General features: G+C 62.1%; 12 protein-coding genes. 2 read left to right on the forward strand and 10 right to left on the reverse strand.

Annotated elements, in window-relative coordinates:
* Nucleotides 1-21 precede the first annotated feature (21 nt).
* Nucleotides 22-579, forward strand: a complete 558-nt coding sequence (locus AC0L3I_RS14030; protein ID WP_473527256.1) for a sugar O-acetyltransferase — start codon at nucleotides 22-24, stop codon at nucleotides 577-579.
* Between the two features lie 47 nt (nucleotides 580-626).
* Here the strand turns inward: AC0L3I_RS14030 and AC0L3I_RS14035 are convergent, their stop codons facing one another.
* The 3 genes from AC0L3I_RS14035 to AC0L3I_RS14045 form a co-directional block, all read right to left on the reverse strand.
* Nucleotides 627-1,136, reverse strand: a complete 510-nt coding sequence (locus AC0L3I_RS14035) for an RES family NAD+ phosphorylase (protein ID WP_473527257.1) — start codon at nucleotides 1,134-1,136, stop codon at nucleotides 627-629.
* The gene (parS, locus tag AC0L3I_RS14040; protein WP_473527275.1) at nucleotides 1,133-1,612 is read right to left on the reverse strand and encodes a type II RES/Xre toxin-antitoxin system antitoxin; all 480 of its coding nucleotides are present in this window, start codon (nucleotides 1,610-1,612) and stop codon (nucleotides 1,133-1,135) included. Before parS ends, AC0L3I_RS14035 begins: the two co-directional genes overlap by 4 nt.
* A gap of 90 nt (nucleotides 1,613-1,702) precedes the next feature.
* Nucleotides 1,703-2,692: a helix-turn-helix domain-containing protein gene (locus tag AC0L3I_RS14045; RefSeq protein WP_473527258.1), complete on the reverse strand. Its 990-nt coding sequence runs from the start codon at nucleotides 2,690-2,692 to the stop codon at nucleotides 1,703-1,705.
* A 131-nt stretch (nucleotides 2,693-2,823) separates the two neighbouring features.
* On the opposite strand from AC0L3I_RS14045, the gene AC0L3I_RS14050 reads away from it, so the two are divergent.
* Nucleotides 2,824-3,471: a cysteine hydrolase family protein gene (locus AC0L3I_RS14050; RefSeq protein WP_473527259.1), complete on the forward strand. Its 648-nt coding sequence runs from the start codon at nucleotides 2,824-2,826 to the stop codon at nucleotides 3,469-3,471.
* 72 nt (nucleotides 3,472-3,543) lie between these two features.
* On the opposite strand, the gene AC0L3I_RS14055 is transcribed toward AC0L3I_RS14050, so the two are convergent.
* From AC0L3I_RS14055 to AC0L3I_RS14085, 7 genes are all read right to left on the reverse strand, one after another.
* On the reverse strand, nucleotides 3,544-5,223 hold the full coding sequence (locus AC0L3I_RS14055; protein WP_473527260.1) for a formate--tetrahydrofolate ligase: 1,680 nt from the start codon (nucleotides 5,221-5,223) through the stop codon (nucleotides 3,544-3,546).
* A gap of 316 nt (nucleotides 5,224-5,539) precedes the next feature.
* Nucleotides 5,540-5,935 carry an ester cyclase gene (locus AC0L3I_RS14060; RefSeq protein ID WP_473527261.1) on the reverse strand — a complete coding sequence of 132 codons (396 nt, stop codon included), beginning with the start codon at nucleotides 5,933-5,935 and terminating at the stop codon, nucleotides 5,540-5,542.
* A gap of 161 nt (nucleotides 5,936-6,096) precedes the next feature.
* Entirely contained in the window at nucleotides 6,097-7,239 is a 1,143-nt protein-coding gene (locus tag AC0L3I_RS14065; RefSeq protein ID WP_473527262.1) for a DUF2333 family protein, read from the reverse strand.
* A gap of 34 nt (nucleotides 7,240-7,273) precedes the next feature.
* Nucleotides 7,274-8,578, reverse strand: a complete 1,305-nt coding sequence (locus tag AC0L3I_RS14070; protein ID WP_473527263.1) for a DUF6638 family protein — start codon at nucleotides 8,576-8,578, stop codon at nucleotides 7,274-7,276.
* Between the two features lie 219 nt (nucleotides 8,579-8,797).
* A complete protein-coding gene (locus AC0L3I_RS14075; protein WP_473527264.1) occupies nucleotides 8,798-10,708 on the reverse strand; it encodes an AAA family ATPase in 1,911 nt (636 codons plus the stop codon).
* Nucleotides 10,709-10,732: 24 nt separating this feature from the next.
* Entirely contained in the window at nucleotides 10,733-11,878 is a 1,146-nt protein-coding gene (locus AC0L3I_RS14080; protein ID WP_473527265.1) for a hypothetical protein, read from the reverse strand.
* A 35-nt stretch (nucleotides 11,879-11,913) separates the two neighbouring features.
* A complete protein-coding gene (locus AC0L3I_RS14085) occupies nucleotides 11,914-13,002 on the reverse strand; it encodes a hypothetical protein (protein WP_473527266.1) in 1,089 nt (362 codons plus the stop codon).
* Nucleotides 13,003-13,499 lie beyond the last annotated feature (497 nt).

The raw sequence follows: 13,499 nt of genomic DNA on the forward strand, positions 1-13,499 counted from the left end.
GTAGGACAGGAGGGCATCGCCTTGAACAGAAGCGAGCGCGTAAAAATGGCCGCGGGCGAGTGGTACACTTGCCTCGACGCAGAGCTGGAGGCGCTGCGCATCGTCGCACGCGACGCGGTGTTCGAACACAATTCCTTGCCGCCCCGGCAACGTGGCGACGTCGGACCGGCCCTGAAGCCGCTGCTCGGCGCTGTGGGCGAGGGCGCCCGGATCGAAGCGCCGTTCCACTGCGCCTACGGCTTCAATCTCTTTCTCGGCGACGGCGTCTTTCTCAATGCCGGCTGCACCATCCTCGATACGGCGCCAGTCCGCATCGGCAAGGGAACGCTGCTCGGCCCCAATGTGCAGATCTATTGCGCCGAGCACCACAAGGAGGCGGCGGGTCGACAGGCCGGGCTGGAGATCGCGAAGCCGGTCGAGATCGGTGACAATGCCTGGATCGGCGGCAGTGCCATCATCCTCGGCGGGATCAGCATCGGCGCCGGCGCCATTGTCGGAGCGGGTGCTGTGGTGACGAGCGATGTGCCGGCAAACACCAGGGTTGTCGGCAACCCGGCGCGGCCGGTCAGGCGTGGCTGAGCATCCTTTGTTCCAGCTGGATCAGCGAAGCGGCGAGATTAGCACGGTCACTTAGCAGGAGGTGGATGCAATCGCGTATCGAGCGCAAAGGCCTCCTGTATCTTCATCGCATAGGCGCCCTTCGCGACGCTCGCCTCGAAGATCAGATTCCAGCTATTCTGCGACACCGCGCTCGGAATCACCACGAACCGATGTTGTTTGAGAAGATTGTCGCCGAATGCCTGTTGCCCAGAGCTCGGGATGCCCGGACGCAGCCAGTTAGGGTTCGGAACGGCGGCAGGGTCGACGATATGCACATCCGTGACATCGCTGATTATTGCCGCAGTCATCACATGCGCGATCGTGTCGAGCGCCCTAAAACCTTTATGGACTGCAACTTCGAGAATTGCAGTCGAAGGATCGATTGAGCAGTAGACCGCGCGCACGCCCCTGCTGTTCCATCGTCCGCCGACCCTGTATGCGCCCTCGCCACTGTCCCATGTAGGCGCAAACGCAGCCTGATCGAGACGCCAGCCAATGAGGTCGGAGCCGCCAAGCACCGCCGGCAGCGGCGTCATGCATAAACGCCGTATTCAAGACGCTCGAGATAGTCTTCCACAAGCTCGACACCCGCCGGGGTTGCCAGAAGATCGATGGGACGACGCTGGTCGAGCCCGATCGCCGGGCGCTCCAGCCATTGCTCGGCTTCCGCCTGTGAACCAAACACGTCGGTCGCTTTCGACAGGATCTCCGCAAATTTCCAGGTTCGACCGCTCTGATCCTGGCTGAGAGGCTTGGAAGGGGCATCCTTCCGACGCTGGTAGGTGCGCAAGCTCATGCCGACGGCCTTCTCGAGCGAATCCGTCTTCTGGATAAAGACGAGCTGCCCAATGAGATGGTCCAGCGCCGAACCCGGCAGGCCGTGCACAAGCAGCTCATGGGCGTCCAACGCACTCCGGAGGTGCCGCGATAGAATGCGGGTGCCGCCCAGCAATCTGGCCACCTTCTGCAGTTCATTGTTTTTTGGCTTTGCAGCTGCCTTTTCCAATGCCATCGCCACGAGCCTGCCTCCTAACGTCATCTGTCGCTTTATATATGACAGATGACGCAAGCCCTTTCAAGAAGGGGCAGGATCGATTGACCATCACCTCGGCGCTTGCGCCACGAGCTCCTGCTGAGCGTTCTTCGAGAATTCGCGCCGGTACTGCGCTGGCGTGGTTCTGAGCCGCGCCGCGAAGTGCTGGCGCAGCGACGTGGCACTGCCGAAACCGGCCTCGAAGGCGATCGAATCCATCGATTTTTCCGTCGCTTCCAGCAGCCGCTGCGCCAGCGCGACGCGCTGATCGGTCAGCCAGTCGCCGAAGCTGGTGCCGATCGATTTTTGAAAGCGGCGCGTGAAAGTCCGGCGAGTGAGGCCGGCGGCGTCGGCGACACTGTCCAGGCTGTGCGTCTCGCCCAGCGTCTTGCGCACCGCGTCGAGGGCCTGTGTGAAGCGGTCGGCATTGCCGGTCCTGGCGATGGGACGTTCTATGAACTGCGCCTGCCCACCCTGCCGATGGGGAGAAAGGACGATTTGCCGGGCGAGGCGCAGCGCCGCCTCGGCCCCGCAGCGGGCCCGCACGATGTGCAGGCAGCAGTCGAGCCCGGCGGCGACACCGGCCGAAGTCACGACATCACCATTGTCGACGTAGAGCACCTCCGGCTCGACGAGAATGTCGGGATAAAGTGCCTGCAGCTGATCCGTGTAGGCCCAGTGCGTCGCGGCTCGCCGGCCCGAAAGCAGTCCGGTCGCCGCAACAGCGAACGTTCCCAAGCACAGTCCGACAATCAGCGCGCCGCGCCGGTGCGCGCGACGCAGCGCCTCGATCAGTGCCGGTGGCGGTGGGACTTCGAGGTTCTTCCAGCTAGGCACGATGACGATGTCGGCGCCATCGAGCGCGGAAAGCCCGTGGGGGACGCTGATGGTCAGCCCCGCATCGGTGCGGATCGGCCCGTTCTCAATCGCGCAGACGCGGAAGTCGAAGCGCGGCAGGCCGAGCGCCGTGCGATCCTCTGCGAATACAAGGCACGGCACGGAAAGGTGGAACGGGCTGATGCCATCGAAGGCGATGGCGGCAACGATCGGATCGGCCATGACGAGCACCAATGAGGGTTGGTGCCTGGATTGTCCCAATTCTTTCGATCAATGTCAATCGGGACACTTTTTGCGATCCAATGCCGAGCCTATCCTCGACCCATCAATGTCAAACGGGAAAGGAAAACCCCATGTCGGAATCAGCAAAAGGCAAGGCGCCACGCCGTGCCCTCATCGTCGTCGACATCCAGAACGACTATGACGGTGGCAACCTCGCCATCAAGCACCCGCCCTTCCGCGACAGTGTCGCCAATGTGGCGCGCGCCATGGACGCGGCGGCCGAGGCGGGCGTTAAGGTGGTGGTCATCAAGCAGTTGGCGCCGGAAACGTCACCGGTCTTCGCCAAGGGCAGCCATGGCGCCGAATTGCATCCCGAGATATCACGGCAAAGCCGCGATCATTATGTCGAAAAAACCTTGCCGAGCGCCTTCACCGGTACCGACCTAGAGGACTGGTTGCGCGCCAACGGCATCGATACGGTCACCGTCGTCGGTTACATGACGCATAACTGCGATCTGTCGACAGTCATCCACGCTGTCCATATGGGTTTTGCCGTGGAGTTCCTGTCCGACGCCACCGGCTCTGTGCCCTATGCCAACAGCGCCGGCTACGCTTCGGCCGAGGATATCCACCGCGTGGTGACTGTTATCTTGCAGTCGCGCTTCGCCGCCGTTCTCAGGACCGCCGAATGGATCGACTGCCTGAAGACCGGCACGCTGCCCGAACGCGACACGATCCACGCTTCCAACCAGCGCGCGCTGGCGCGGAGCGCCGCTTAGAAAATTGTCGCGGAGAAGCAAAGTGGGCGCCGCAGCGATGCGGCGCCCTCGTCATTCCGGCCTTCAGAATTCTCAGAACAGCCCTTCGATCTGGCCCATCTCGTTCAGGAATATCTTTTCCGAGGACGGCGCCTTCGGAAGGCCGGGCATGGTCATGACCTCGCCGCAGATGACAACGATGAAGCCGGCGCCGGCAGACAGCCTGACCTCGCGCACCGGCACGGTGTGGCCGGTCGGCGCGCCGCGCAGGTTCGGGTCGGTCGAGAAGGAATATTGCGTCTTGGCCATGCAGACCGGCAGGTTGCCGTAGCCGGCGTGCTCCCAGGCGTGGAGCTGGTCGCGAACCGACTTGTCGGCGATCGCTTCGGAACCGCGATAGATGCGCTGGACGATGGTGTTGATCTTCTCGAACAGCGGCATGGCGTCGGGATAGAGCGGCGCAAACTGCGACACGCCGGATTCGGCCAGCGCCACCACCCTGCTGGCGAGCTCCTCGATGCCGGCCGATCCCTTGGCCCAGTGCTTGCACAGGACCGCCTCTTCGCCCATCGAGGCGACGTAGTCCTTCATCGCCTGGATCTCGGCGTCGGTGTCGGAATAGAAATGATTGATGGCGACCACCGCCGGCACGCCGAACTGCCTGATATTCTCGACGTGACGGCCGAGATTGGCGCAGCCCTTCTTGACCGCCTCGACGTTCTCCTTGCCGAGGTCTTCCTTCTTGACGCCGCCATTCATCTTCATGGCCCGCACGGTGGCGACGATGACCGCTGCCGCCGGCTTCAGCCCGGCCTTGCGGCACTTGATGTCGAAGAATTTTTCGGCACCGAGATCGGCGCCAAAACCGGCTTCGGTGACGACATAATCGGCGAGCTTCAGCGCCGTCGTGGTGGCGACGACCGAGTTGCAGCCATGCGCGATGTTGGCGAAGGGGCCGCCATGGACGAAGGCCGGATTGTTCTCCAGCGTCTGCACCAGGTTGGGCTGCATGGCGTCCTTGAGCAGCACGGCCATGGCGCCGTCGGCCTTGAGGTCGCGGGCATAGACGGCCGACTTGTCGCGGCGATAGGCGACGATGATGTCGCCGAGGCGCTTTTCCAGGTCCTTCAGGTCGGTGGCGAGGCACAGGATCGCCATGACTTCCGAGGCGACGGTGATGTCGAAGCCCCCCTCGCGCGGAAAGCCGTTGGCGACGCCGCCGAGCGAGCAGATGATCTCGCGCAGCGCCCGGTCGTTCATGTCCATGACGCGGCGCCAGACGACGCGGCGGATGTCGATGCCAAGGTCGTTGCCCCAGTAGATGTGGTTGTCGATCAGCGCCGAAAGCAGATTATGCGCCGTGGTGATGGCATGGAAATCGCCGGTGAAGTGGAGGTTCATGTCCTCCATCGGCACTACCTGCGCATAGCCGCCGCCGGCAGCACCGCCCTTGACGCCGAAATTCGGGCCGAGCGAGGCCTCGCGGATGCAGACGATGGCCTTCTTGCCAATGCGATTGAGACCGTCGCCGAGGCCCACCGTCGTCGTCGTCTTGCCTTCGCCGGCCGGCGTCGGGTTGATGGCGGTGACGAGAATCAGCTTGCCGTCCTTGTTTGCCTTCACCGACTTGATGAACTCGGCCGAGATCTTCGCCTTGTCGTGGCCGTAAGGCAAAAGATGCTCGCTCGGAATGCCGATCTTCTGGCCGATCTCCTGGATCTGCTTCTTGTCGGCGGCGCGCGCGATCTCGATGTCGGACTTCACTTCGGCCATGGCGGCTTTCCTCTGGATTGGACGGTGGAGGGGACGGGTTTGATCAGTGTGGTCGCAAGCCTGTTCGAAACAGCCCGGCACTGCAGGCGAGGGCACGTTCTAACCCTGTCGCTGCCGTGGCGTCAACTTGCATGCAACTATGTTTCCTATGAAGAAAGGTTCTGGTGTTTCCCGGTCGACCTGTCCCGGGTCTTCGCGTCCGGTTGTCGCGCCGTATAGAAGCCAGAGCACGCGTCGTTCTGCCGTCTCAAAACAGCCGCGGAATGCACGGAATGCGACAGGGTTCGAGCGCTGGTCGGCGCTTCGAGCGGTCGCGCTAGAATGCGCCGATCTGGTGCATCAGCCCCAAGCCGTCAAGCTGGCCGAAATGTTCGACCACGATGCCGTTCTCGACGCGATCAATGTTAATTACACCAACCGAGACGCAATTTCCGCTCGGTTCGACGCCATGGAAGATGCCGGTGTGCGTGCCCTGAAAGCGGCCGCGCGTGACCACCTTGACGGCATCGCTGACATAGTCGTCGATGACGTGATGTCCGTCCGGGAATCCGACAAAGAACTCGGTCAGCGATTTGCGCCAGTCGTCGAAGCCGATCGGGTTGGCGCTGGCGAGATGAACGGCGAAATCCGGAGAGACCAGACTGGCCAGTTTATCCCAGTCTTGCGCATCGATCGTGGCATAGAAATTTCGAGCAATTTCGCGGATATCCATCGCGTGTCCTCGCTGGCTGCCGCCCACGATTGAACGACGACGAGACGATCAGGTTCCGCTCCCTGCAATGCGCAACTGAACCACTGCGACAGAAGGTTGCTGGATCCCGACCAGTACCGGCAGTGATTTCAAGCCAGGGCGTCTTCCACCAGTCGCTTGCTTCACCGATCCAGAACGGACCTGATCTCGACGAGGTTCGATCGCACCCTAAGCACATAGAATCCCATCGTGGTGAGGTGGGTGGGCATGATCCAGCCGTCCTCGCGGCCGTTGGAGATTATGAAAGGCCGGATGGCGAGCGCTGCCTTGAGCTGGCCTTCTACGCTGTTCCACAGTGGCGTGAGGCCGCGATTGTCGAGGATCTGCTGGAAGTCGTGATGCGCCGCCGTCAGGATGCCGTAATAGCCGTAGAGCTGGCCGTAGGCGAACCAGAAGCGGTCGTCAGCGCGCGTGTCGAACCAGCCGCTGTTGAAGTTCTGCGAACGGTCGCGGATCATGTCCGACGTCGAGCCTATGTCACTCGCGATACGGTCGACGAACTGCAACAGATTGTCGGCGCGCGCGTTGAAGACAACCTCGCATTTCATCAGCCGGTCGTTGAAGGCGCGAAGGCTGCTCGCCGCCGTGCGATAGAAACTCGGCGTCGGGGTTTTCGGACCAAAGGGCCTGAGGCCGAAATACCAGGTTTCCTCGTCGAAGGTGATGGCGCCGCGCGCATCCTGAAGGTTCTGGTCGATCTGGCTGGTGCCGCGGACGCGGCCCAGCGTGTCGACAAGCTCGACCGCGGTGCGCCGGATGGCCTGATTGACCCCGCGCTGGAAGGAGGCCTTGTTGTCGAGAAACGGCGTGTGGTCCCAGTCCATGCCGAAGAACCCGAGCTTGTAGAGTATCATCGACGAGATCCAGGCGTTCTCGTTGACGTTGAAATCGATGAGATCGGCCGCGACCTGGACAATGGCCGAGTTGGTGCAGGTCTTGACTTCTCCCTCGACGCCAGCGGTTTCCCCGGTGGCAGAAGGAGCGGGCTGCGGCGGGGCGGTTCCGGCCGGCTGTGTGAAATTATATGCCTGCGCATACGCGGGATTGAAATTGCTCCAGACCTGCGTGTTCCAGATGAAGTAGCCGTAGAGGCCGACCAGCATGAGCAGAGCGAGGCCGAGCACCGCCTTCAGGATCCAGCCGCGCTGCGTGTACCAGCGCCCAGCCCACATGAACGGCCACAGGATCACGCCGATGGCGAAGCCGATACCGCGGCCGATCCACTGGAAAATCCGTGTGAAGAAATTCACGATCGGATCAAGCATGGCGATGTCACCCCCTCGTCAGTCAGCCGGTCATTCAATCGGTAAGGCCGTAGAGGCGTGTGCGAAACGCCACCTTGTCTTTCAGATATGTGGTTTTCAGAACGTCCACAACATGCGATCGCCAGGCGTCGCTGAAGCCGTCATAGTCCCTGTAGAAGCCCGGTTTGTTGAACACGTAGCGCGAGACGAAGTCCTGCGGCACGAAATCCGAGATCAACTGGTTGGTCAGCCAGGCGTCGGGATGGCCGGGCTTGGCCCGGATCGCCAGGAAACGCTGCTGCGGGAACACGTCCTCGATCTTGAGATAGCCGAGGTGAGCGATCTCGCGTTTGGCGGCGTTGAGAAAGGGAAAATTACCGTCCCTGGTGATCAGGTCGGCATGGCCGTGGATCCAGGTCTGCAGCCAGACCTTGTCGACGTCGGTCAGGTTGCGGTCGGGCTCGGCGTCGCGGATCAGCGCGCGCACCACCATCTCAGCGCGATGTTCGAGATAGCCTGATGTTTCGATCCATGAGGCACGCGGCAGTTCGATGCGGCCGGTCGCGGCGAGGAACTTGAACACCCTGTCGGCATCGTTGATCGAGAGGTAGCTTACCTGCCACGGCCGCGAGCGGCGGAAGCCGGGTGCTGCCGGGTCGCTGATCACCGTCGTCATATCAGGGTCGATGAACACATAGAGCCCGCCGAAATGGCTGGTCCAATAGGCGCTGTGGCGAAAGATCACCTGATCCGGCACCAGCGCGTTCTCGCGGATGTCGCCGCAGATCTTGGCAAGCTCGACCATGCGGGTGAGCATGGCGTTGTCGCGCCAGGCGTCCGGCTCCTGCTTCAGCTGGTCGACGAGCTTGCCGAGTTCGGCGGCCTTGCCGAGCACGTCCTCCGCCGACAGCACCTTGAACTCGACCTGGTTGATCGACAGCAGATCCTCGATGTCGTCGACCTTGGGAACCGAATCCTCGATCTCGCCGTAGATGACATCCTTGATGGTCAGCGCGTCGATGGCGCGCTGGTTCGTCGACATGAACTCGAACATCAGTTGCGAGGTGTTGGAAAAGGCGGTGTGGACCACCGGCAGATCGATCTGCGACGGGGTCAGGATGATGAAACGGCGGTTGATCTCGTTGGGATCGAGGTAGTTATAGTCGCCGCATTCCTCGGCCACCTGCGGCGAGAAGCCTGTGCGGTCGATCTCGAAGCTTTTCAGCTTCGTCGGCTTCAGGCCGAAGGCGATCAAAGCCTTGTTGTAGCGCTGGATGAGATGCGGCTCGTCGATGGTCAGCAGCCGGCCGTAGATCAGCTCGTTCTCGCGCAAAAGGTCGGATTTCCTGGCGGGGCTCATTCTTCCTTCTCCCCGTTTACGGGGAGAAGGAGCCCGAAGGGCGGATGAGGGGCGCGGGCATCCCTTCTCCCCTTGTGGGAGAAGGTGGATCGGCGCGCAGCGCCGAGACGGATGAGGGGTGCTGGACGGAGCGCCATCGGCGCCAAGCTGGAGCACCCCTCATCCTTCGCCTTCGGCGACACCTTCTCCCACAAGGGGAGAAGGGAGCGTCGGAGCATCTCACGCATTCCACAGGCCCTTCTTCTTCAGCTCTTCGATCTCGCGCACCGCGCGATCGCGCAGGCGGGTGTCGCGGATCATCTTGGTCACCGCCGCGTCGTCCGACTTGTCCGAATAGCGGAACTCCGAGTCGGCGTAGCGGTTGACCTCCTGCATGACCATGTCCATCGAGAACGGGCCGCGCAGTTTCTCGATCATCGCCTTCTTGTCGTCGTAGCTCTTGTGCATGAAGACTTCAGGCTTTTCGAACCATTCGTCCGGCAGCTCGATGTCCATGGCGCGCATCTTGATCGCATCGGTGACGTTCCTGATGGCGCGGCCGGTGAAGCGCGGCTCGGCCTCCTTGATCATGTGCAGATAGGTGCCGATGTCGGCCATCGACTTCGGTGCGCCGTTCTCCTTCATGTAGCGCTCATAGACCTTCATCAGCCCGTCCTCCCTGGGCTTCTCGTGCTCTTCGTAGGCTTCCATCACTGCGCGCTGGATTTCCTGGGCGGCGTAGAGCTTGTGGTCGCCGAGCGGGATCTTGTGGTTCTTGCCGGCGAGCAGCACGAAGATGTCGATGTAGTCGTCGCGCGTTTGGGGCCCATCGACCAGCCAGCGGGCGCCGGCGCGCTGGCGCAGCGCGTCGTCGACGTTTTCGGGATAGTTGGAGAACATGCCGAAAGAGCAGTTGCCGCGCACCACGGTGGCCGCACCCCCGAACGCGTCCATCAGGACACCGGTGATTTCCTGCTGGCCGGCCGAGGCGCGATCGTCGGACCGTCGGGCAGCCACCTGATCGATATCGTCGATGGTCCCGAAGCCGATGACGCGCGGGTTCAGCACATTGTTGATGAACTGGCGGCAGTTCTGCCCCGACTTGCCCTGGTAGGAGGAAATCTGGTCGACGCCGAAATTCTCGTAGGCGAAGGGATAGCCGGCGACCTGGCAGTAGCCGTTGACAAGGCCGGCGATCATCTGGATCAGCGTCGTCTTGCCGGTGCCGGGCGCGCCGTCGCCGATGAAGGTGAACAGGAAGCCGCCGAGCTCGACGAACGGGTTCAGCTCGCGTTCGAAATCGTAAGCTATCAGCATCTTGGCGAGCTTGACCGACTGGTACTTGGCGATGTGGTTGCCGACGACCTCCTCCGGCTTCTTGAAGGTCATCACCAGCGGCTTCGACCGCTTGCCCGGTGCGACGTCGAAGCCGTCGAGGGTGAAGTCGTCGACGTCGATGCGGATATGCGCGTTCTCGAACGAACCGATGCCGTCGAAGCGGCCCTTTCGCGCCAAAAGCCCGTCGATGGCGACGCGGGCGAAGGCGCGCGCCCGGGTCATCAGGTCGGCGTCGTCCTTCGCGCCTGATATCGCCCTGTCGAGGCCGGCAACAATCGACTTCACTGCATCCTGCGGCGTGTCGAACAGGAAGTCCGGCTCGGGCGTATCGTTCGGCGCCTCGCCGTCGCTGTCGATCAGCTGGAACAGATAGGAGGCGAGGCTGAAGGCCGAAATATAGGCCGAAGCCGACAGCAGCTTCTTGAAGGTGGCGGCCTCGTCGCCTTCGAGCGGGGCGCGGGCGTTTTTCGCCTTCAAGCTCTCGAGATCTGAGCCTTCGGCGAAGACATCAGCGATGGCAAGCGCGATCGCCAGCCCGCGCCGGGTGCGAAACAGCAGCATGTGCTGTGCAATGCTCAGCAACTGGTCGTCGGGATGGACGGCGGCGACGGTCTTGGAAAGCTCGACCTCGCGTGTGCGGCGCGCCGAGCCGACCGAGACGGTCGAGACGAAGCGGCGGTTGGTGCCGGCAAGTGCCGTTCCGGATTCCCGCGACGGATCCTCCAGCACGACGATGCGGGTGATGAAGCTCTGCGCCGTGGCGCGGTGCTTTTCGATTGCCGCTTCCGAAATCGTGGTCAGGCCGGTGTCCATGAAGGATGCTCCGCGGTTTGACGGTCAGACGTCACTGATGACCTGTCCTTTGGACAGGATGTGGACCTTGTAGCCGGAAAAGATCTTCTGCGCCTCGCCGGCGGCGTAGAGCGCCTGGTAGGCCTCATGCGGGATCAGCGCGTGCTTCTCGTAACTCGATACGCCTTGGCGCGCGGCCTCCAGATCGTCGGTGTCGATGAAGAATTCCTGTGTCGTCTTTTCGCTTGAGAAGAGACCCTTACGACCGGGCTTTTCGGCCTTGGAATAGACCTCCTGGATGGTCCAGGTCAGCAGCCAGGCGTTTTCCGGCTTGCGCACCTTGGCCAGAATGTCGGTCACCGTCGAATTGTTGTCGGTGATCCCTGCGGAGTAGAACGGGCCGAGCACGACGCGGCGCAACTGCTTGGGGTGGAGCGGCTCGAAATCCTTGTCGAGGTTGACCGCGATCGTCGCCGGCGACAGGCTGTAGGCGGAATTCTTCTCGGTGAAGTCGTCGAAACGGTGGGCGAGCTCAGGATTGAGCAGCCCTTCAACGGGAAGCGGAATGTCGACCTTGTCGTTGAGCTTGCCATTGCGGTCGACAAGCTGCCCGATCATCTCTTCGGAGGAATCCTCGACCGTCACCATGTAGACCAGCGGCAGGTTGGCACTGCCGTCGAAGGCGGCCCAATGGACGAGATAGTAGGGTCGCCCGGTCTTCGGATTGACCGAGACTTTTGCCGTCTGCGCCAAGGTGAACGGCCCGAAGGTCGTCTCGCTCCTGACGCCCTCCAGATAGAGCCGCTCGGCCATCGACTTCTGCAGCGCCTCGGGGAATTCCTTGTGGCGCAGGATGAAGTCGGCCATTTCCTCGCGCAACTCGTCGGCCAGCGGTATGTTGGCGAGACGCGTATCGGCCTGGCGGCGATCGTTTTCCAGTTCGAGCACGTTCTGGAAGACCGGAAAGCCGCTTTCGGCGCGCGAAATGCGGAACGTCTCCACGAAGCCCAGCCGGTTGCGCCAGCAGGAAAAGGAGTTGTCGAGCCGCGCGATGTATTCGGCGACGATCTTGGCGACGATGCCGTGCCGGTAGAGCGGCGAGCGATCGTCGCGCATGAATACTTCGAGGCCGCTGAGTGCCGCGGTGATCGCCGAGAAATAACGCGTTGCCGCTTCGTTTTCGGGGGTCATGCAGCCAGCCCTTCGGAGCGATGCGGGTGCAGCAATTACGACTGCACGTAGTTTGCCGCATTGTGTTTCTTCAGCACGTCGTCGAAGCGGCGGGCAAAGGCATCGTCGGCCAGCTTCTTGCGGCGCTGGATGTCGGCGGTCGCCACCATGTTCTTCTCGTGCATTTCGAGGAGATCGCCGATGTGCTTCTGCGAGGCCGCGCCGATGCCGGCCATGGTCTCCTCGGCGGTGTTGTCGACCTGGCTGCCCAGCGTGTTGATCTTGTGGGCGACGTCCTGCTGGGCGGCGGTCTTCAGCGAGTCTTCCAGCGCCTTGTAGAGGACGATGCGCTGCTCGGTATCGATGGTTAGCTTGTTGATCAGCGTCGACTGCGCCGCGATCTGGTTGTTGAGCGAATCGACGAAGGTCTGGAACATCGAGGTGTAGCGCTCCAGCGTCTGGCTTTCGGCCAGCAGTTCCTGCTCCTTGGCCTGCTTCTCGTTGTATTCCGTGGCCAGTTTCGAACGCTCGCCTTCGAGCTCGGTGCGCTCCTTCTGGCTGGTCGAGGCGGCGATCTTGTTCTCGATGTCGAGCAGCATCGGATTGAGCTCCTCGATGCGCTTCTGCACGGTCTCCAGATTGGACATGGTCGCCTTGCGGCGCTCGATCACCTGCGACAGGCTGGCCTCGGAGGTCTTGTAACGCTGGTCGAGGATCTGCTTCTGCGCCTTGAGGATGCCGACAATGGTGTCGGATTTCGCCAGAAGCTCCTGCAGATTGCCGGCCAGCGACATGTTACGGACGCGGTCGGTGCGCATGCGTTGCTTGCTCTGGTCGGAAAATATGCCGACGAGGCTTTCCCAGCCGGTGTAGTTCTTCATGCTCTCGAATTCGGCGCCGAAGACGTTGGTGGCGTCCTCCAGCCCGATGATCAGGTCGGCGATGTTGCCTTCCATCACCTTCTGCTGCTTCAGCACATCCTCGATGCGGGCGTTCTCGAGGTCGAAATTGGCGTCGCCGATCTTCTTGTCGGTTTTGGCGAGCGTGTCGAGCACCGTGCCGGACTGCTCGATTTTCGTGCGCATGTCCTGCACGACCTGCTTGGTCTTGGCAATTTCGGCATCGAAATTCTGCAATGTCGCCATAGGGTCCTCCCGCTTCGGCATCTGTTTCGTGTCGCGAACCGCCGCGAATATATGTGTGGCATGGGGGGAAGGGAAGGCGGAAGATTAGGAGTTTGCGAAGGATAGCGCCGAAACCCGACACAAAAAAACCGCCTCGGCGGCGGGTCGTCGGCGCAATCAGCACCATGGCCAAACTACTAGCATAACTGCCGTCACAAAGCAACGAATAGCTCCCCGATCGCGGTTCTTCTTGCCGGTTCTTTCCCCTCCTCCTCGCACCGTTCGATGCGCACGCAACGCGGAATAGCGCTGGTCAGGCTTGATGCATGTCGCCCAAAAGTGCGCAGCGGTTTTGGGACAACGACACGCATAACAACGAGAACTGAAGCGGGGGGGGGGGGGGGGGGGCGCGCGGGGGGGGGGGGGGGGGGGTGAGTGGGGGGGGGGGGGGGGGGGGGGGTGTTGGGGGGGGGGGGGGGGGGGGCCCGCGAAGAAAAACAAGAACAAAGCCCCCCCAA

Source organism: Mesorhizobium sp. WSM4840 (genome assembly GCF_055811755.1).

What these genes read in the sequence shown, in the direction of transcription:
- AC0L3I_RS14035 (WP_473527257.1), bottom strand. Translation starts at nt 1,136, where the DNA reads ATGACGCCGCTGCCGGCGGTGCTTGGCGGCTCCGACCTCATTGGCTGG.
- AC0L3I_RS14080 (WP_473527265.1), bottom strand. Translation starts at nt 11,878, where the DNA reads ATGACCCCCGAAAACGAAGCGGCAACGCGTTATTTCTCGGCGATCACC.
- AC0L3I_RS14055 (WP_473527260.1), bottom strand. Translation starts at nt 5,223, where the DNA reads ATGGCCGAAGTGAAGTCCGACATCGAGATCGCGCGCGCCGCCGACAAG.
- AC0L3I_RS14070 (WP_473527263.1), bottom strand. Translation starts at nt 8,578, where the DNA reads ATGAGCCCCGCCAGGAAATCCGACCTTTTGCGCGAGAACGAGCTGATC.
- AC0L3I_RS14060 (WP_473527261.1), bottom strand. Translation starts at nt 5,935, where the DNA reads ATGGATATCCGCGAAATTGCTCGAAATTTCTATGCCACGATCGATGCG.
- parS (WP_473527275.1), bottom strand. Translation starts at nt 1,612, where the DNA reads ATGGCATTGGAAAAGGCAGCTGCAAAGCCAAAAAACAATGAACTGCAG.
- AC0L3I_RS14075 (WP_473527264.1), bottom strand. Translation starts at nt 10,708, where the DNA reads ATGGACACCGGCCTGACCACGATTTCGGAAGCGGCAATCGAAAAGCAC.
- AC0L3I_RS14085 (WP_473527266.1), bottom strand. Translation starts at nt 13,002, where the DNA reads ATGGCGACATTGCAGAATTTCGATGCCGAAATTGCCAAGACCAAGCAG.
- AC0L3I_RS14050 (WP_473527259.1), top strand. Translation starts at nt 2,824, where the DNA reads ATGTCGGAATCAGCAAAAGGCAAGGCGCCACGCCGTGCCCTCATCGTC.
- AC0L3I_RS14065 (WP_473527262.1), bottom strand. Translation starts at nt 7,239, where the DNA reads ATGCTTGATCCGATCGTGAATTTCTTCACACGGATTTTCCAGTGGATC.
- AC0L3I_RS14045 (WP_473527258.1), bottom strand. Translation starts at nt 2,692, where the DNA reads ATGGCCGATCCGATCGTTGCCGCCATCGCCTTCGATGGCATCAGCCCG.